The sequence below is a fragment of the Actinoplanes campanulatus genome, from assembly GCF_014647795.1.
Taxonomy (GTDB): domain Bacteria; phylum Actinomycetota; class Actinomycetes; order Mycobacteriales; family Micromonosporaceae; genus Actinoplanes; species Actinoplanes campanulatus.
Map to the genome: position 1 here is coordinate 46,871 of NZ_BMPW01000022.1, position 18,349 is coordinate 65,219.

Sequence of the window (18,349 nt, forward strand, 5' to 3'; positions counted from 1 at the left end):
GATATGAATAGGGTTAACTCGCCGGTAACAAGCTGGTAATCCCATCCGGCCCCCTGCCGCCGTGGTATGCCGCCGGTAATTCGCTTGCCGTGCCCGCGGTGATCCGCGAGGGTGGGCGGCATGACGTACTGAGGCACTTCACCAGCGCATCCCTCGCGGCCCCGGGGCACATCTGACGCCCGGCCGCGCCTCCGTCATGCGAAAGAAGATCTCTTTTGTCTCACGCGCAGTCCGCCACGTCCGCGTCCGTCACCGTCTTCGCCGCACCCGGCAGCTGGATCGAGTCCGGCGCCGTCGCCCAGTGCCACCAGGTCGCCGCCCTGAACGGCATGATCCACGTCGCCGGGATGCCCGACCTGCACCCCGGCAAGGGCGCCCCGATCGGCGCGGCCATGGCGTCCACCGTGCTCTACCCGTTCCTCGTCGGCTCCGACATCGGCTGCGGGATCGCGGTCTACCCGGTCCGGCTCAAGAAGGCCGTCCCGGAACGCATCGCGGCCCGGTTCCCCGACCTCGACCAGCCCGTCGACCCCGCCTCCGGAGACGACATCCCGGCCGGTTACACCGACCAGCTCGGCACCGTCGGGCGCGGCAACCACTTCGTCGAACTCGCCAAAGTCGACGCCGTCCTCGACACCGAGCACGCCTCGCGACTCGGCCTGACCACCGGCGACCTGGTGCTCATCGTGCACAGCGGCTCCCGCGGGCTCGGCGAGCGCATCCTGCGGGCACACACCGAGGTGCACGGCGCCGGCCCGGCCCCCGACCCCGGCGCCTACCTGGCCGCGCACGACGACGCGGTCCGCTGGGGACACCTCAACCGGCGGCTCATGGCCGAACGGGTCGCCGACGCCATCGGCGCCGAACTCGGCGAGCCGGTCACCGACGTCTGCCACAACTCGGTGGAGATCCGCGACGGCGTCTACCTGCACCGCAAGGGCGCCGCACCGGGCGACGGCCGCGACGTGCTCATCGCCGGCACCCGCGGCACCCACTCCTACCTGGTCGCCGGGCACGCCGGGCCGGACGCCGGGCACTCCGTCGCACACGGCGCCGGGCGCAAGATGTCCCGGGCCGACGCACTCCGGCGCGGCCGGGCCAAACACACGGTCGAGGAGCTCCGGCGTACGGCGGTGGGGTCCCTCGTCGTCTGCGGCGACCGGCAACTGCTGTTCGAGGAGGCGCCCACCGCGTACAAGCGGATCGAGCAGGTGATCGGCGACCTCGTCTCGCACGGCCTGGCCACACCGATCGTCAGCACGCTGCCGGTGGTCACCTACAAGACCGCCGACCTGGCGCCGCGCCGGGGAGGCCGTCGATGAGCGCGCCCCGGCGGGCCGTCCGCCCACGCCCGCGACGCCGCCTGACGCTCGGCGCCAGGACCGCCCGGCGGGCCGGCTGGCTCGATCCGCGCCGGCGGCCCGGTCGCCGCTTCCGCGGCTATCCGTTCGGGATCACCCCGATCCGCCGCCCCACCCTGCGCCGCCTGCCGGCGGGCCGTTTCCGGGTCACCGTCGACGTGGGCGGTCACCCCGATCGGCCCGGTTCCCCTTTCCAGCGTTCCCATCGGGTACGGCGAGTGGCCGCCGCCCGTGTCAGACGAGCCGGACCGGGTGCCGTCGCCGTCTCCGGTGAGAGCCTCCACCCGGCAGGCTCCGCTCCCGTAGTCCCCAATGGACCAGCGGGTCGAAGCGAGCATCTCCCTCTGGCCGGTGCGGCGACCGCTGCTCCGGGCGGGCCCGGCCATCCGGTGCCCGCCGCGTTCGCGCTTTTCGGGGTGCGAGCGGATCTGGGCGCTCATTTCCCTGCGGTACGCCGTGCGCCCACTCTCGGTATGCCGGCAGACCCCTTCCTACCGGGCGATGCCGGATCGGACGGTCGGGCGAATCCGCGGCGTCCCGGCGGTGACGGGCGGCGGGTGCGACCGGGGGCGCCGGTGGAGAGCCGGGCCGGGTTCGGGCGGGTCATGAGGTGGTTGCGGTGAGCGTACATCTGCTGTTGTCCGCCGGACGCGGACCGCAAGAGTGCGCCTGGGCCGTGGCGCGGCTGGTCCGTCGGCTGGAAGCCGACGCCGGAGGACGGGAGAAGGTCTCCACCCGGCGGGCCGAGACCGTGGCCGGGGAGCGACCCGGAACCTTCCTGTCGGTGCTGCTGGAGATCAGTGGGGACGCGGCGGTGCGGTTCGCGGACTCGTGGACCGGGACGCTGTGCTGGCAGGCGCCGAGCCCCTACCGAACCGGGCCGGGGCGCAAGAACTGGTATGTGACCGCCCAGCAGGTGCGGGTCGGGATGACACCGACCGTCTTCCACGAGGCGGACGTCGACTTCGTGCCATGCCGCACCGGCGGGCCGGGCGGGCAGCATCGCAACAAGGCCAGTACGGCGGTTCGAGCCACTCACCGCCCGTCCGGAACCGTCGTGGTGGTCGACACCGAGCGGCAGTTCAGCCTCAACCGGGGAATCGCGGTGCGGCTGCTGCGTGAACGCCTCGAAGCGGGCGACGCGGCGGCCGGCCGGGCCGTCGAAACCGCGCGCTGGCGGGTCCACGACGAGCTGGTACGCGGCAACCCCGTACGCGTCGAACGGCCGTCCCCCGGATCCGGCGGCTCCCGCGGGGCCAAGGCGGGGGCGTGACAGGATCTGCGGTCATGCGCGCCTTGATCGTGGGTAACAGCGACGGCATCGGACTCGCCCTGACACACCGGCTGCTTGCCGAAGGATGGCAGGTCACCGGGCTGTCGCGGCGGGCCGCGCCGGTCGGTGAGCCGGTCGTCGTGGACGTCACCTCGGCCGGCTTCCCGGAGGCGCTGGCCGGGGTGGGAGCCGTCGACCTGTGCGTCTACGCGGCCGGGGTCGGTGAGCTGCTCGGCGGGGACGACTTCGCGGCCCAGACCCGGGCGCTCGAGGTGAACCTGCTCGGCGCGGCCCGGACCGTGGAGGCGGTCGTGCCCGGCATGCTGGCCGCCGGACGGGGCCACGTCATCGGGCTGTCCAGTCTGGCCGACGCGATGATCTCGGCGGACGCTCCCGGTTATGCGGCGTCCAAGGCGGGGCTGACGTCGTACCTGCTCGGGCTCGACGCGGCGCTCCGGCCGCGCGGGGTGGCGGTGACCGCGGTGCGGTTCGGTTTCGTCGACACCAAGATGGCCAAGTCGCCGGTCACCCCGTTCAAGATTTCCCCGGAGCGGGCGGTCGACGTCCTCATGCGGTGCGTCCGCACCCGGCCGGCGGTCGTGTCCTACCCCCGTCGGATGGCCGCGGTGACCGGCACGCTCGGCCCGCTGCTGCGAACCGCGGCCCGGCTGCGCCGCTCCCGCTGAGAGCACCGCCGGGAGTGCGGAAACCAGACCGGAGGGCGCCGCCGGGAGTGCGGTAAGCAGACCGGAGGCCCGCGCCGGGATGGGCGGCGGCCCGAACCGGTGCCGTCGCCCACCCCGTGCGGGGCCGCTCGCCGGGCACGGCTGGGAGAAACCCGCGAACCGCGGTCCCGTGCCATGCCGATCTTCGGCCCTCGTAGAGCATGACGTCTGTCAAGCCGGAATGGTTGCCTCCCGGGCCAGGCGTAACGGGGAATTCACATCGACGGGACGGCCGGTCCGAGTTGTTTCACGTGCCGTAACAACGGGGCGGATTCCACCCGGTCGACGCCGTCGAGGCCGCTGACCCGCTCGGTGAGGTAGCGGTAGAAGGCCGCCATGTCGCGGCAGACCACGGTCGCCATCAGGTTCGTGGCACCGGTGGTGGCGGCCGCGAAGACCACCTCCTCGTGACCGGCCAGGGCGGCGCCGACCGCCGCCAGCCGGGCCGGGGCCACGGTGAGCCACAGCATCACCGGAGCGCTGAAGCCGAAGACCTGTGGGCGGACCTCGACGTCGTAGTAGAGGGCGCCGGATCGGCGCAGCTCACGCATCCGGCGGCGGACCGTCGACTCGGGCCAGCCGGTGGCGGCGGCCAGTTCCGTGTAGCCGGCCCGGCCGTCCCGGACCAGCGCCTCCAACAGCGCCCCATCGGCGGGGGAGAGGGCGAGTGGGGAGGGCGGGGCGCCGAGCGGCTCGGGGCCGTCGGTGGGGGTGAGGGCGGCGATCTCGGTGCGGGTGAGGGCGTCGTCGCGGCGGTCCGGGCCGACCGCGCCGCCGACGTACTGGTGGATGAGGCAGTGGGCGCTCACCGAGATCAGGCCGGGGGTGCGGGGCAGCCGCTGGAGCAGCAGGGTCTCCCGGTCGGCGTGCGCCGGGACGCGGACCTGGCAGGTGATCTCGGTGCCGCCGGAGAAGAGGCTCACCCAGCCGGTGTCGCCGCGCCGGGCCAGCGCCTCGGCCAGCGGGATGGCGCGGTCGGGTGCGGTGTGCAGGCGCAGGGTCCACATCTCGTAGCCCAGCCGGATCGGGTTGGCGATGCCGACCACCCGGACCCCGGCGTTCTCGCGCAGACGGCGGTAGCGACGGGCCACGGTCTGGTCGGAGACGCCGAGCACCGCGCCGATCTCGCGCCACCCGGCGCGGCCGTCGATCCGCAGCGCGTGCACGATCCGCCGATCCAGCGTGTCGATCTCCACCATCTGAGCCTAGCTCGATGTCGAGAAACGCCAGAACAAGCCCGAGACATGGTACGAACGAGCGGCCGACCCGGATTCTGTGCCGCATGCGTAAATGGTTTCCGCTGGTCGCCGTCTGCCTCGGCACCTTTCTGCTGCTCGTCGACGTCACCATCGTGGTGGTCGCCCTGCCGAGCATCGCCACCCAACTGAACGCCGACCCGCACGACCTGGCCTGGGTTCTCGACGGCTACGCCCTGGCGCTGGCCGCCCTCCTGCTGGGCGCCGGTTCGCTGGCCGATCGCCACGGGCGCCGCGCGACGTACCTCATCGGGTTGTTGATCTTTGCGGTCTCGTCGTTGCTGTGCGCGCTCGCGCCGAACGTGCCCACCCTGGTCGCGGCCCGGGTCCTGCAGGGCGCCGGAGGCGCCGCCATGTACGCCACCACCGTCGCCATCCTCAACGTCACCTACCGGGGCCGGGACCGCGGCGTGGCGTTCGGTGTCTGGGGCGCGGTCAACGGCGCGGCCACCGCGGCCGGACCGCTGGCCGGCGGGCTGCTCACCGAGCACCTCGGCTGGCGCTGGATCTTCCTGGTCAACCTGCCGGTCTGCGTGGCCGCCGTGGTGCTCACGCTGCGGCACGTCGCCGAGTCGCGAGCCGGGCGGGCGAGCCGGTTCGACCTGCCGGGCACGGTGACGTTCACGCTGGCCGCGACGGCCGCCACCTACGGGCTGATCCGGGCCTCCGACGACGGCTGGACCGCCCCGTCGACGCTGCTGCCGATCGCCGCCGGCCTGGCCGGGATGGGCCTGTTCGTGCTGGTGGAGCACCGGTCCGACCACCCCATGCTGGATCTGCGGCTGTTCCGCGACAGCCGGTTCGCCGGGCTGATCGTGGCGGCGTTCCTGTGCCAGGCGGCCGCGTTCGCCTACCTGCCCTACACCACCACCTGGCTGCAACGGGTCCTCGGGCACGGGCCGGTCGACGCGGGGCTGCTCGGCGCGCTGCCGATGAGCGGGGCCGCGCTGCTGGTCGGCGCCTTCGGCGGGCAGGCGCTGCAACGGGCCCGGCCGGGACTGGTGATCGGCGCCGGGCTGCTGGTGATCGCGGCCGGTGACCTGGCCCAGTCGGTGGTCGGCGACGGCTCCGGCGCGGCGGTGCTGATCCCCGGGCTGGTCCTGGTCGGGCTGGGCGTCGGCGCGGTGCTGCCGGTGCTGTCGTCGGCGGTGCTGGCCGCCGTACCGCCGGAGCGCAGCGGCATGGCCGGTGGGGCGCTGAACACGTTCCGGCAACTGGGCTTCGCGTTCGGTGTGGCGGTCTTCGGCTCGTTCTTCCATGAGCGGAACTCCTATGCCGACGGACTCGGCGGCGCGGTCACCCTGGCGGCCGGGTTCGCCATGGTCGCGGCCGTGACGGTGTTCGCGACTGTGCGGGAGAACACCCGTCGCCCGGTGGAAATCGGATGACATGAATCGACGGTTTTCGGCAGCATGGCGGCGTGGTGGATGCGCGTGGCCCGGTGCGGTATCTGTGGTGGCTGGCCCGGCAGGTGAAGGGGCGGGTCGCGCTCGGCGCGCTGTTCGGGACACTGTGGTTCGTCAGTCTGGCCGTCACGCCGTACCTCATCTCGCAGGCGATCGACCGTGGCCTCGCGCCGCGCCGCCCCGGTGTGCTGCTCGCCTGGGCCGCGGTGGTGTTGATCGTCGGAGTGACCAGCGCCGGCCTGGGGATCATGCGGCACCGCAGCATGACGAAGCTGCGGCTGGCCGCCGCGCTGCGCACCGCCGACCTGGTGATGACCCACGCCACCCGGCTCGGTGCCGCCCTGCCCCGCCGGGTCACCACCGGTGAGGTGGTCACCATCGGCATCTCCGACGTGTGGACGGTCGGCCGGGCCATGAACGCGGGCGGTGTCGGGGTGGCCGCGGTCGCCGCGGTCGGCATGATCGCGTTCCTGCTCCAGCGGATCTCCGGGGTGCTGGCGCTGGTCGTGGTGGCCGGCGTGCCGGCGCTGGCGCTGGTCATCGGGCCGCTGCTGCGCCGGGCGCAGCGGGCCGGCGGCCACTACCGCGAGCACCAGGGCCGGCTCAACGGGCGGCTCGTCGACGTGGTCGGCGGCCTGCGCGTGCTCAACGGCCTGGGCGGCAAGGAGGCGCACCAGGCGCGGTACGAACGGGAGTCGGCCGGGCTGCGCGACGTCGGCTACCGGGTCGGCGGCCCGTCCAGCTGGATCGGCGCGCTCGGCGAGGGCCTCCCGGTGGTCTACCTCGCGGTGGTGATCTGGCTGGCCGCCCGGCTCGCGGTCGGCGGCGGGCTGACGTCCGGCCAGCTGGTGGCGGTGTACGGCTACACCGCCGTACTGGTGATCCCGGTGAGCGTGTTCATCTTCGTCGGCTTCGACGTCACCCGCGGCGTGATCGCGGCCCGCCGGGTCACCGACTTCCTGCGCCTGCCCACCGACGACCCGGCTGGCGGCCCCGCCCCGCGGGGCCCGGCCGTCCTGCACGACCCGGAGTCCGGGGTGTGCGCCGAACCCGGCCGGCTGACCGCCCTCGCCTCGGACCGCCCGGCCGACTCGGCGGCCGTCCTGGAACGCCTCGGCCGCTACCGGGCCGGCGACGCCACCTGGGGCGGCCGGCCGCTCGCCGGCATCGCCCAGCCGGAGATCCGGGCCCGGATCCTGGTCGCCGATCACGACGCCCACCTGTTCGCCGGCCCGCTGCGCGAGGTGGTCGCCGGCCCCGGCGAGCCGGACGACGACCGGGTCCGCCGGGCCCTGGACATCGCGGTCGCCCACGACGTCGGCGCCGACCTGGACCGGCCGGTCGACTGGGGCGGGCGCAACCTGTCCGGCGGCCAGCGGCAGCGGGTCCGGCTGGCCCGTGCCGTCTACGCCGACCCGGAGATGCTGCTCGCCGCCGAACCCACCTCGGCCGTCGACGCGCACACCGAGGCCGCGATCGCCGACCGGCTCAGCGCCGCCCGCGCCGGCCGCGGCACCGTCCTGGCCACCACCTCGCCGGTGCTGCTGGACCGGGCCGACACCGTGCACTACCTGGTCGGTGGACGGGTCGCCGCCACCGGAACCCACGCCGAGCTGCTCCGATCCGAACCCGGTTACCGGGCGCTGGTCACCCGCGCGTTCGGAGGCGACGAATGAGAACGCTGCTCCCGGTCGCCTCCCGCCGCGACGTGGCCCGCGCCGCCCGGCGGCTGATCCGGGCGGACGCCAAGGCCGTCGCCGGGTTCCTCGTCGTCGCCTCGCTGGCCGCCGTGGCCGGGCTCGGCGGGCCGGCGCTGCTGGGCCGGGTCATCGACACGGTGTCCGCGGGCGGTGGGGCCGGTCAGGTGGACCGGCTGGCCGGCGCCGTGCTCCTGTGCGCCCTCGTCCAGACCCTGCTCGCCCGGTACGCGTTGGCCGCCGCCTACCGGTTCGGCGAGCGCACCGCCGCCCGGATCCGGGAGACGTTCCTGCAGCGGGTGCTCGCCCTGCCCGCCGCCGTGGTCGAACGGGTGCCCGCCGGTGACCTCGCGGCCCGCGGCAGCACCGACGTCGACACCGTGGCCAACGCGCTGCGCGACCTGCTGCCGCCGATCTTCGTGGGCGTCGTGCAGATCGTCTTCCTGATCGTGGCGGTGGTGGTGCTCGACCCGCTGCTCGGCGTGGTCGGCGTGATCGGGTTCTCCGGGATCTGGTTCGTGACGCGGTGGTTCCTGCGGCGGGCCCGCGACGCGTACCTCACCGAGGGCGAGGCCACCTCCCGGCTCGCCGACGAACTCGCCAACACCACCGGCGGCGCCCGCACCATCGAGGCGTTCGGCCTGCACGCGCGGCGGATCGCGGCCGGCGACGAGGCGATCGCCGAGACCCGGCGCACGAGACTGTTCACGCTCGGGCTGCGCAGCGTGTTCTTCCCGCTGGCCGAGTCGTCGTACGCGTTTCCGGCGGTCCTCGTGCTCACCCTCGGCGGGCTGATGCACATCGACGGCCGGGTCAGCATCGGCACCGTGGCCGCGGCCGTGCTCTACCTGCGGCAGCTCGTCGGCCCGCTGGACGGCATCCTGATCTTCCTGGACCAGTTGCAGGCCGGCGCCGCGTCCTTCGCCCGCATCGAGGGCCTCGGCTCGGTGCCGGCGCCACCCCCGCCGGACGAGCGGGCGCCCGACAGCGAGCGGATCGAGATCAACAACGTTCGGTACGCGTACGACCAGGGCCGTGACGTGCTGCACGACGTCGCCCTGACCGTCCGCCCCGGCGAGCGCCTCGCCGTCGTCGGCCTCTCCGGCGCCGGCAAGTCCACCCTGGGCCGCCTCATCGCCGGCGTCGACCGGCCCACCTCCGGCACCGTCACGGTCGGCGGCGTCCCGATCGCCGACCTGCCACCGGACGAGCTGCGCCGCCACGTCGTCCTGGTCACCCAGGAACACCACGTCTTCCAGGACACGCTGCGCGCCAACCTGATGGTCGCCGCCCCCGACGAGCGGCTGCGCGAGGCACTGCGCACGGTCGGCGCCGACTGGGCCGACGACCTCGACCGCGACCTCGGCGAACATCCCCTCGACGGAGCACAGGCCCAGCAGTTGGCGCTGGCCCGGGTGGTGCTCGCCGACCCGCACACGGTCATCCTCGACGAGGCGACCGCGCTGCTCGACCCGACCGCCGCCCGGACCGCCGAACGCGCCCTCGCCGCCGTCCTGCACGAACGCACCGTCATCGCGATCGCCCACCGCCTCCAGACCGCCCACGACGCCGACCGGGTCGCCGTCATGGACGACGGCCGCATCATCGAACTGGGCCGCCACGACGACCTGGTCGCCGCGGACGGCCCCTACGCCGCCCTGTGGCGCTCCTGGCACGGCGGCCGGGTGTCCCGGTGATCGACGCGCCGCCGGCTTTCAACCCCTTGTCTGGTACGCGTGACGCCGTCCCGCCCGTTCCGCGCGATCTCGCTGCCCACTCCCGCCTGTGCCGCGCCCGCCGGGCTGAGATCGGTGCCCGGGCACGCAGGCTTGTGTATCCGGGTGGGCTGGACGCACAGGATTGCGGGTGGGTGCACACGCTCGGGCATTGAAGGCGGGGCGGCCGCACACCGGCGGCGGGTTGTGTGCGGCAACCGAGGCCATAGGCCACGTGAGAGCCCGCGGTACCGCAACCGTGTGCGCCCACCCGTCCCACTGAATCGCAGCCGTCCACTTTCGGTAGCGGCGTCACGGCCGGGAGCGGGCATTCCGGGCGCCGACCACATCAGCCCGCGGTGGCCGGTGGCGTGGAGGGTCTGATCCGCCGGCGGGCGGGCAGGTGAACTCCTACGAACGTCACGTCCTGTTCGGCGCTTCGACCGGCCCCATCGATGGACGTGCGATCCAGAATGTATCGATGGGGATCAGGCGGTTGTGGCGGCCGGCGAAGCACGGCGGCCAGTCGATCTCCGGCAGTGTCGTGTTCGGCGACGTGGTGATGGTGCAGGGTGTGCGGGGCGACGTGACGATCAGCCTCGATCGGCCGCCGTACCGGGTGGCCGAGGCGACGGTCCGGGCCGTGCCGCTGTCCGCCGCCGACGCCCGGGCGCAACCCAGCCGGATGCTGCTGGCCCGGCACCGGATCGTCCCGTTCACCGGCCGCGACGGAATGTTGTCCGATCTGGCCGAATGGCTCGCCGGGGAGGCGCCGCTCGCGGTCCGGCTGATCCACGCCCCGGGCGGGCAGGGAAAGACCCGGCTGGCCGGGGAGGTGGCCGACCGCTGCGTGACGGACGGCTGGACGGTCTGGCGGGTGCTGCACACACCTACGCCGCTGCCCGGTTCCCGGGTCGATCTGCCCGGCGGGCCGGTGCTCGCGGTGGTCGACTACGCCGACCGGTGGCCGCCGTCCGCGCTGCTCACCCTGATCACCCAGCTCCAGCAGTTGAGCGCGGCGACGTCGCCGGTGGTCCGGGTGCTGCTGCTGGCCCGCTCCGCCGGGTACTGGTGGCCGGCCCTGGCCGACCGGGTGGAGAGCGACCTGACCGTGCCCAGCGCCGACCTCGCGCTGCCGTCGTTGTCGGCCGACCGGGTCACCCTGTACACCGCCGCGGCCGCGCGGTTCGCCGCCGTCCTCGGCCCCGGCGACACCGTCCGGCCGCCGGGGCCGGGCGATGATCGGCTCGCCGCCGACGACGACGCCGTCTGGCCGCTGCCCCCGGGACTGGGTGACGACCGGTTCGGGCAGGTGCTGGCTGTGCACATGGCGGCCCTCGCGGCGGTCGACGCGCGGCGGCACGGCGACGACACTCCGGCCGGACCGGAAGCGGTCTCCGCCTACCTGTTGCGCCGGGAGGCCGCGCACTGGCACCACCTGCACGCCCGTGCCGAGAACCCGCTGGTCACGCCGCCGAAGGTGATGCACCGGACGGTGTGGACGGCCACGCTGACCGGGGCGCTGGCCCGCCCGGACGCCCGGGAGGCGCTGCGGCAGGCCGGGCTCGACGGCGGGGACCGGCTGATCGACGACCACCGGGCCTGCTACCCGTCGGCCGATTCGCGGACCGTGCTGGAGCCGCTGCACCCGGACCGGCTCGGCGAGGATCTGATCGCCCTCTCCGTCCCCGGCCACGACCGCGGCGGCGGGCTCACCGACGACTGGACGTTGACCGCGGCGCCGCTGCTGACGGGCGCGCGGGAGGAGGCCGGGCCGGGGGAGGGCGCGCCGTGGTCCGGGGCGGCACTGACCGTGCTGGTGGAGACGTCGCGCCGCTGGCCGCACGTGGCCACCGAGCTGCTCTATCCACTGATCCGGCAGCGTCCCGAGCTGGCGATCGAGGCGGGTGGGGCGACCCTGACCCGGCTGGCCGGCATCCCCGGCATCGATCCGGCGGTCCTGGAACCGATCGAGGATCTGCTGCCACCGCACCGGCACATCGACCTGGACGTGGCCGCCGCCGCGATCAGCACGATCCTGACCGAGCGCCGGCTGGCCGCGAACGCCGATCCCGTCGCCCGGGCACGCCTGCTCTCAGCGCACGCGATGATGCTGTCCAACGCGGGCCAGCGCGACGCCTCGCTGCGCGCCGCGAAGGCGGCCGCCGCCATGTTTCGCAGGCTGGACGCGACTCAGCCCGGGCGGTATCGGCCGGAACTCGTCGACGCGCTGGTCTCGGTGATGAGCGCCCTGATGGATCTGAGCCGCTTCGCGCAGGCCCTGCGCGTGGCCGAGGAGGCGATCACTCTCCAGCGCCGGCTCGCCGAGGACGGCGCCGTCGAGAACCGGACCAAGCTCGCCATCGTGCTCAACAACCTCGCCGTGGTGCTGGCGCAGCGGGGGCAGGACGGGCGGGAGGCGGCGGAGGAGGCCGTCTCGATCTATCGTGACCTCGTCGTGGGCGGGGCGGTGGAGCTGCGGCCGGCGCTCGCGAACTGCCTGACCAGCCTCAGCCTCGCCCTGCTCCGGATGGGCAGCAGGGTCGCCGCGCTGACGGCGGTGGGGGAGGCCGTCGCCATTCAGCGCCGGCTCGTCGGAGCCGATCCGGCCGTGTACCTGCCCGACCTCGCCGCCTCGCTGATCAACCAGGGCACGCTGTACGCAACGACCGGCCGCCGGGACGAGGCCCTCCTGGTGACGGAGGAGGCGGTGGACCTCTACCGCAGGCTCGTGCGAGCCAACCCGGACGCCTTCGAACCCGATCTCGCTCTGGCGCTGAGCAACGCGACGTCGTGGTTCGCGGAGCTGGGCCGCCTGGAGAAGGCGATGGTCTTCGGCGCGGATGCGGTGCAACTGCTTCGGCGGCTGGCGCTCACCGACCCGGTCGCCTTTCAGCAGAATCTCGCGATGTCCCTGACCAATGTCGGGATGACGCTGGTACGGCTGGGCCGGGCGGGGGAGGCGCTGCCGTCCCTGGTCGAATCGGGTGAGCTGTTCCGGCGGCTGGCCGAAGCGGAGCCGCTGGCGCACCTGCCGAACCTGTCGAACGCCCTGAGTCATCTCAGCCTGGCTCTGGGCGACGAGGGCCGTTTCGCTGAGGCGCTGGCGGCGGCGGAGGAGGGCATCGGCATCGATCGGCGGCTCGCCGCCGCGAACCCGGAGGCCTATGAGCATCTGCTGGCCCGGTCGCTGATCAATCTCACCCTGGCCCGGCACAACGCGGGCGCCCTGATCGAGGCGCTGGAACCGGGAGAGGAGGCGGTCACTCTGCTGCGGCGGCTGTCCGCGGGGAACCCGGCGGCCCACCTTCCCCACCTGGCGTTGTCACTGAACAACCTCGGCATGTACCTCTGGAAGGCCGGCCGGACCGAGGAGGCGCTGCCGCTGGGCGAGGAGGCGGTCCGGCTGCGGCGGCACCAGGCCACCGCCGATCCGGACGCCCATCTGCCGGACCTCGCCATGTCGCTGATCAACGTCGGCAACTATCTCGCGGAACTGGGCCGGCTCGACGAGGCTCTGGCGGTGTCCGAGGAGTGCCTCCGCCTCTACCGCCGGTTGAGCGGCATGAACCCGGCCGCCTATCAGTTCCGTCTGGCGGCGACGCTGACCAATCGGGGTGTCCTCTTCATCCGCGCCGGGCGGGTGCCGGAGGCACTCGCCGTGACCGAGGAGTCGACCGTCCTCTGGCGTCGCCTGGCCGCGGTGAACCCGGCCGTCCATCTGGCGGATCTCGCGGACTCACTGATCAACCTGGCCCTGTGGCAGGCGCTGTCCGTGCCGGGACCGGATACGTTGCCGACCGTCGAGGAGGCGGTCGGCATCCTGCGCGACGTGGCCGTGGCGAATCCCGTCCTGTACCGGGCCCGGCTGGCCCGGGCGCTGGGCGTACACGCGCGGGCGAGTCTGCGGACCGGCGCGCCGCTGCGGCCGGCTCTGGCGTCGGCGGAGGAGTCGGTCCGCCTCTTCACGGAATCCGCTCGTGATCTTCCTGAGGTGTACACCGAGGACGTGGCGATCAGCGAACGGGTCCTCGGCGAGGTGCGCGAGCGGCTCGCGGAAGGCCGGTAGCGGGCTCTTGACCCGGGGTGAGTGACCGCCGTAATCTACCGGTAACTCTGAAACGTTTCACACCGAACGAAGAGCGGACCTCCATGACCAACCCCGCAGTCTCCGAGCTCATCGCCCGTTCGAACCGCCTCGGCGCGGATCCGCGGACCACCAACTACGCCGGCGGCAACACGTCCGCCAAGGGCGCCGACACCGACCCGGTCACCGGCGAATCGGTCGATCTGGTGTGGGTGAAGGGCTCCGGCGGCGACCTCGGCACGCTGACCGAGAAGGGCCTGGCCGTGCTGCGCCTCGACCGGCTGCGTGCGCTCACCGGCGTCTACCCGGGCATCGACCGTGAGGACGAGATGGTCGCCGCCTTCGACTACTGCCTGCACGGTAAGGGCGGGGCCGCGCCCAGCATCGACACCGCCATGCACGGCCTGGTGGACGCCCCGCACGTGGACCACCTGCACCCGGACGCGGGCATCGCGATCGCCACCGCCGCCGACGGCCCGGCGCTCACCAAGGAGATCTTCGGTGACCGCGTCCTCTGGGTGGACTGGCGTCGCCCCGGCTTCCGGCTCGGGCTGGACATCGCCGCCGCCCACCAGGCGAACCCGCAGGCCATCGGGGTCATCTTGGGCGGGCACGGGATCACCGCGTGGGGCGCGACGAGCGACGAGTGCGAGGCCCACTCGCAGGAGATCATCAACACCGCCGCGGCCTACCTCGCGGAGCACGGCCGCAGCGCGCCCTTCGGCGCGACGGTTCATCGACCCCTCGAAGCAGGCGTACGCCGTGAGCGCGCCGCCGCACTGTTCCCGGTGATCCGGGGTCTCGCCTCCACCGACCGCCCCCAGGTCGGGCACTTCACCGACAGCGACGTGGTGCTGGACTTCGTGGGCTCCGAGCGCCTGGCCGAGCTGGCCGCCCTCGGCACCTCCTGCCCCGACCACTTCCTGCGGACCAAGGTGAAGCCGCTGGTGGTGGACACCGCGCCGGACGCGCCGCTGGACGAGGTGGTCGCCCGCCTCAGGGAGCTGCACGAGGCGTACCGGGCGGACTACCGCGGCTACTACGAGCGGCACGCCACCGCGGAGAGCCCGGCGATCCGTGGCGCCGACCCGGCGATCGTGCTGGTCCCGGGCGTGGGCATGTTCTCCTTCGGGGCCGACAAGCAGACCGCCCGGGTGGCCGGCGAGTTCTACGTCAACGCGATAAACGTGATGCGCGGCGCCGAGTCGGTGTCCCGGTACGCGCCGATCGACGAGGCCGAGAAGTTCCGGATCGAGTACTGGGCGCTGGAGGAGGCCAAGCTCCAGCGGATGCCGAAGCCGAAGCCGCTGGCCACCCGGATCGCGCTGGTCACCGGCGCGGGTTCGGGCATCGGCCGGGCGATCGCGCTGCGTCTCGCGGCCGAGGGCGCCTGCGTGGTGGTCAGTGACCGGGACACCGGGGCCGCCGCTACGGTGGCCGCCGAGATCGGTGGGCCGGACGTGGCGGTGGCGGTGAGCCTCGACGTCACCGATGAGGTCGGTGTCGCGAACGCCGTACAGGAAGCGGTCCTGGCCTTCGGCGGGGTTGATCTTGTGGTCAACAACGCGGGACTGTCACTGTCGAAGTCGCTGCTGGACACCACGGCCCGCGACTGGGACCTCCAGCACGACGTGATGGCGAAGGGCTCGTTCCTGGTGTCGCGGGAGACCGCGCGGGTGCTGATCGCGCAGGGCATGGGCGGCGACATCATCTACATCTCCAGCAAGAACTCGATCTTCGCGGGGCCGAACAACGTCGCCTACGGCGCGGCCAAGGCCGATCAGGCCCATCAGGTGCGGCTGCTGGCGGCCGAGCTCGGCCCGCACGGCATCCGGGTCAACGGCATCAACCCCGACGGCGTGGTACGGGGTTCCGGCATCTTCGCCGGGGGCTGGGGCGCCGACCGGGCCGCCGTCTACGGGGTGCCGGAGGAGAAGCTCGGCGAGTTCTACGCGCAGCGGACCCTGCTCAAGCGTGAGGTGCTGCCCGAGCACATCGCCAACGCGGTCTTCGCGATCACCGGCGGCGACCTGACCCACACCACCGGCCTGCACATCCCCGTCGACGCGGGCGTCGCCGCGGCCTTCCTCCGTTAACGACATCCCCACGGATGGATCCGGGGGATTTCCCAGCTCAGACCGCATCTGATCCACCGTCCCGGAAGGAGGCGATCCGATGTCTGACGTCGTCGGCACCGGCACGGTCGCGTTCGGCCGTGGCGAGGATCGTCCTCGCGGCGTTGAGGTCGCGGTCCGCGGTGTATCCGCAGGCCGTGCACTCGAAGACGCGGACACCGAGTCCGAGGCGGAGATTGGCTCTCTCGCCGCACCCGGAACAGGTCATCGTGGTGTAGGCGGGCGGCACCAGCACCACCTTCCGGCCCGCCCGCTCGCTGCGGTCGATCAGTTCTCGTTTGCAGGCGCCGATCGCGGCGTCGGCGGCCTTACGGGCCATCGTCGAGCGGGCGAGAAATGTCGGTTTGAAGTCCTCGACGGCGATCAGGTGATGGTGGTCGACGACGGTCTTGGCCCAGACCCGGGCGTCGTGGGTGTTCTGCCGGGCGGCTTTCTTTGCGATCCGGGCGGCCTGCCGTTTCGCCGTCTGGTAGCCCTTCGACGCCGGTCGGCCTTTCGGTCGGCGGCGGCGGGCCATCGTCCGCTGAGCCTTGGCCAACGCGGCGGCACACCTCTTACGGTGTCCGAGGTGCGGCAGGTCGAACGCCGGGTCCGTGGTGGTGGCGGTGGTCGTCACGCCCCAGTCCACGCCGATGCCCGGCAGGTCCGGGTCCGCGACAGCGGCCGGGTCACGCTGGACGACGAAAGACGCATACCAGTGCCCGAGGCTGTCCTGGTAGACCCGCACGGAAGTGGGATCCGAGGGCAGCTCACGGGACCAGACGACCGGGAGAGTCACGCCCTTGGCAAGGCGCAGCCGGCCATCCTTGATCGTGAAACCGTTGCGGGTGTACTCCAGCGACGGCAGGCTGTTCTTCTTGAGCTTGACCTTCGGTCGTCCCCGGCCCTTCACGGTGAACGAGGCATCCGGGGACGTCATGTAGGTGCGCAGCGTCTGCTTCGGCTCACGGCCCGATTTCCGCTGGTGGACGGCCTCGTTCCACAGCCAGCGGCAGCGGGACCACTCGGCGAGCAGTGCGGCCTGCGCCTGACGGCCGGGCCGCAGGCGGTAGGTGTAACGCACCGTCTCCACCACGCCAGCCACTGTACAGGCGACATCTTGCTCCACGACGGCCCCGCGAGATCCGATCTGACGGCGACGCCGCGTCGGCGGCACAGACCTAAAGAATCGTGAAGAGGTATGTCGAGGACCAGCGCAACGTCTGACCAGACGCCCATCCGCCCTGGCGGCGGACGGGCTATCCCTGACCTGCTCCGCAGGGAATCCGATTCCTCCTCACGGCCGAAGCCGGGGGTTTCCACGGAAGGTTTTCGATGAGCTCCTCCTTCGCCGCTGTCGATCTCGGCGCGTCCTCCGGGCGCGTCGTGGTCGGCCGCTTCGGGAACGGCGGCTTCGGCCTCGACGTGGTGCACCGGTTCCCGAACGAGCCGGTGCGCGTCGGCGGCACGCTGCACTGGGACATCCTGTCGCTGTACCGCGGGGTGCTCGACGGCCTGCGCGCCGCCGGGCCGGTGGGCAGCATCGGCATCGACTCGTGGGCCGTCGACTACGGGCTGCTCGACGCCGACGGGGCGCTGCTCGGCAACCCGGTCCACTACCGGGACGGCCGCACCGACGGCGTCGCCGACCGGGTCCGGGAGCTGTACGACGTCTGCGGGCTGCAACGACTGCCGTTCAACACGGTCTACCAGCTGCTCGCCGCGGAACCGACCGTGCAGTACGGGATGGCCCGCCGGTTCCTGCTGATCCCCGACCTGCTGGCCTACTGGCTGACCGGGGAGATCGGCGCGGAGTACACCAACGCCTCCACGACCGGGCTGCTCGATGTGCGTACCCGGGACTGGGCTCTTGATCTGATCGGTGAGCTGGGGTTGCGCGCCGAGCTGTTGCCGCCGGTGCGGCATCCCGGGTCGACCATCGGGTACTACGAGGGCACGCCCGTGGTGGCGGTCGGATCGCACGACACGGCCAGCGCGGTGGTGGCCGTGCCCGCCTCGGGGACCGATTTCGCGTACATCTCCTGTGGCACCTGGTCGCTGGTCGGCCTGGAGCTGGACCGGCCGGTGCTGAGCCCGGAGTCGCGGCAGGCGAACTTCACCAACGAGGGCGGCGTCGACGGGACGATCCGCTACCTCCGCAACGTGATGGGGTTGTGGCCCCTCCAGGAGTGTCTGCGCGAGTGGGACTCGCCCGGCCTGCCCGAACTGCTGCGAGCGGCGGCGGCCGAGCCGGGTCTCGCCCACGTGGTCGACCTCGACGACCCGCTGTTCCTGCCACCCGGCGACATGGCGGGCCGGCTGCGCAAGGCGGCCGGGCTCCCGGCCGACGCGAGCCGGGCGACGATCGTGCGCTGCATCCTGGACAGCCTGGCGCTCGCGCAACGGCGCGCGCTGCGCCAGGCCCAGGAACTGGCCGGACGGTCCGTCTCGGTGGTGCACCTGGTCGGCGGCGGCGCGCTCAACGAACTGCTCTGCCAGCTCACCGCGGACGCCTGCGGGCTGCCGGTGCTGGCCGGGCCGGTCGAGGCCACCGCCATCGGCAACCTGCTGGTGCAGGCCCGCGCCGCGGGTGTGGTCCAGGGCGGACCGGATGCGATGCGGGCCCTGGTGCGCGAGACTCAACGCATCGTGCGCTACTCGCCGGGCGGCTCCGAGAAGGACTGGGACGCCGCGGCCGTACGAGTGGGGAGGTGA

General features: G+C 73.0%; 11 protein-coding genes. 9 read left to right on the top strand and 2 right to left on the bottom strand.

Features of this window, described 5'->3' with window-relative positions:
* The first annotated feature begins 215 nt into the window (after positions 1-215).
* The 3 genes from IEZ13_RS35325 to IEZ13_RS35335 all read left to right on the top strand — a co-directional run bounded on the left by IEZ13_RS35325 (position 216) and on the right by IEZ13_RS35335 (position 3,320).
* Positions 216-1,322, top strand: a complete 1,107-nt coding sequence (locus IEZ13_RS35325; protein WP_183219882.1) for an RNA ligase RtcB family protein — start codon at positions 216-218, stop codon at positions 1,320-1,322.
* 658 nt (positions 1,323-1,980) lie between these two features.
* Positions 1,981-2,634: a peptide chain release factor H gene (prfH, locus tag IEZ13_RS35330; protein ID WP_183219885.1), complete on the top strand. Its 654-nt coding sequence runs from the start codon at positions 1,981-1,983 to the stop codon at positions 2,632-2,634.
* A gap of 14 nt (positions 2,635-2,648) precedes the next feature.
* Complete coding sequence (locus IEZ13_RS35335; protein ID WP_183219887.1) at positions 2,649-3,320, top strand: SDR family NAD(P)-dependent oxidoreductase; 672 nt, start codon at positions 2,649-2,651, stop codon at positions 3,318-3,320.
* 254 nt (positions 3,321-3,574) lie between these two features.
* Here the strand turns inward: IEZ13_RS35335 and IEZ13_RS35340 are convergent, their stop codons facing one another.
* Complete coding sequence (locus IEZ13_RS35340; RefSeq protein ID WP_203833663.1) at positions 3,575-4,555, bottom strand: Lrp/AsnC family transcriptional regulator; 981 nt, start codon at positions 4,553-4,555, stop codon at positions 3,575-3,577.
* Between the two features lie 86 nt (positions 4,556-4,641).
* On the opposite strand from IEZ13_RS35340, the gene IEZ13_RS35345 reads away from it, so the two are divergent.
* The 5 genes from IEZ13_RS35345 (at position 4,642) to IEZ13_RS35365 (ending at position 15,616) form a co-directional block, all read left to right on the top strand.
* On the top strand, positions 4,642-6,003 hold the full coding sequence (locus IEZ13_RS35345; RefSeq protein ID WP_183219891.1) for an MFS transporter: 1,362 nt from the start codon (positions 4,642-4,644) through the stop codon (positions 6,001-6,003).
* 35 nt (positions 6,004-6,038) lie between these two features.
* Positions 6,039-7,697, top strand: a complete 1,659-nt coding sequence (locus IEZ13_RS35350; RefSeq protein WP_229795466.1) for an ABC transporter transmembrane domain-containing protein — start codon at positions 6,039-6,041, stop codon at positions 7,695-7,697.
* Positions 7,694-9,415, top strand: coding sequence for an ABC transporter ATP-binding protein (locus tag IEZ13_RS35355; protein ID WP_183219893.1), 1,722 nt, complete (start codon positions 7,694-7,696; stop codon positions 9,413-9,415). The genes IEZ13_RS35350 and IEZ13_RS35355 overlap by 4 nt, the downstream gene beginning before the upstream one ends.
* A 499-nt stretch (positions 9,416-9,914) precedes the next feature.
* Positions 9,915-13,502 carry a tetratricopeptide repeat protein gene (locus IEZ13_RS35360; RefSeq protein WP_183219895.1) on the top strand — a complete coding sequence of 1,196 codons (3,588 nt, stop codon included), beginning with the start codon at positions 9,915-9,917 and terminating at the stop codon, positions 13,500-13,502.
* A gap of 83 nt (positions 13,503-13,585) precedes the next feature.
* Entirely contained in the window at positions 13,586-15,616 is a 2,031-nt protein-coding gene (locus IEZ13_RS35365; RefSeq protein ID WP_183219897.1) for a bifunctional aldolase/short-chain dehydrogenase, read from the top strand.
* 37 nt (positions 15,617-15,653) lie between these two features.
* Here the strand turns inward: IEZ13_RS35365 and IEZ13_RS35370 are convergent, their stop codons facing one another.
* Positions 15,654-16,730 (bottom strand): RNA-guided endonuclease InsQ/TnpB family protein, encoded by a 1,077-nt coding sequence (locus tag IEZ13_RS35370; RefSeq protein ID WP_183219899.1) that lies wholly within the window; start codon positions 16,728-16,730, stop codon positions 15,654-15,656.
* A 239-nt stretch (positions 16,731-16,969) separates the two neighbouring features.
* Between IEZ13_RS35370 and IEZ13_RS35375 the strand changes: the two genes are divergently transcribed.
* On the top strand, positions 16,970-18,349 hold the full coding sequence (locus tag IEZ13_RS35375) for a rhamnulokinase (protein ID WP_183219901.1): 1,380 nt from the start codon (positions 16,970-16,972) through the stop codon (positions 18,347-18,349).

What these genes read in the sequence shown, in the direction of transcription:
- IEZ13_RS35365 (WP_183219897.1), top strand. Translation starts at nt 13,586, where the DNA reads ATGACCAACCCCGCAGTCTCCGAGCTCATCGCCCGTTCGAACCGCCTC.
- IEZ13_RS35355 (WP_183219893.1), top strand. Translation starts at nt 7,694, where the DNA reads ATGAGAACGCTGCTCCCGGTCGCCTCCCGCCGCGACGTGGCCCGCGCC.
- IEZ13_RS35375 (WP_183219901.1), top strand. Translation starts at nt 16,970, where the DNA reads ATGAGCTCCTCCTTCGCCGCTGTCGATCTCGGCGCGTCCTCCGGGCGC.
- IEZ13_RS35335 (WP_183219887.1), top strand. Translation starts at nt 2,649, where the DNA reads ATGCGCGCCTTGATCGTGGGTAACAGCGACGGCATCGGACTCGCCCTG.
- IEZ13_RS35360 (WP_183219895.1), top strand. Translation starts at nt 9,915, where the DNA reads ATGGGGATCAGGCGGTTGTGGCGGCCGGCGAAGCACGGCGGCCAGTCG.
- IEZ13_RS35345 (WP_183219891.1), top strand. Translation starts at nt 4,642, where the DNA reads ATGCGTAAATGGTTTCCGCTGGTCGCCGTCTGCCTCGGCACCTTTCTG.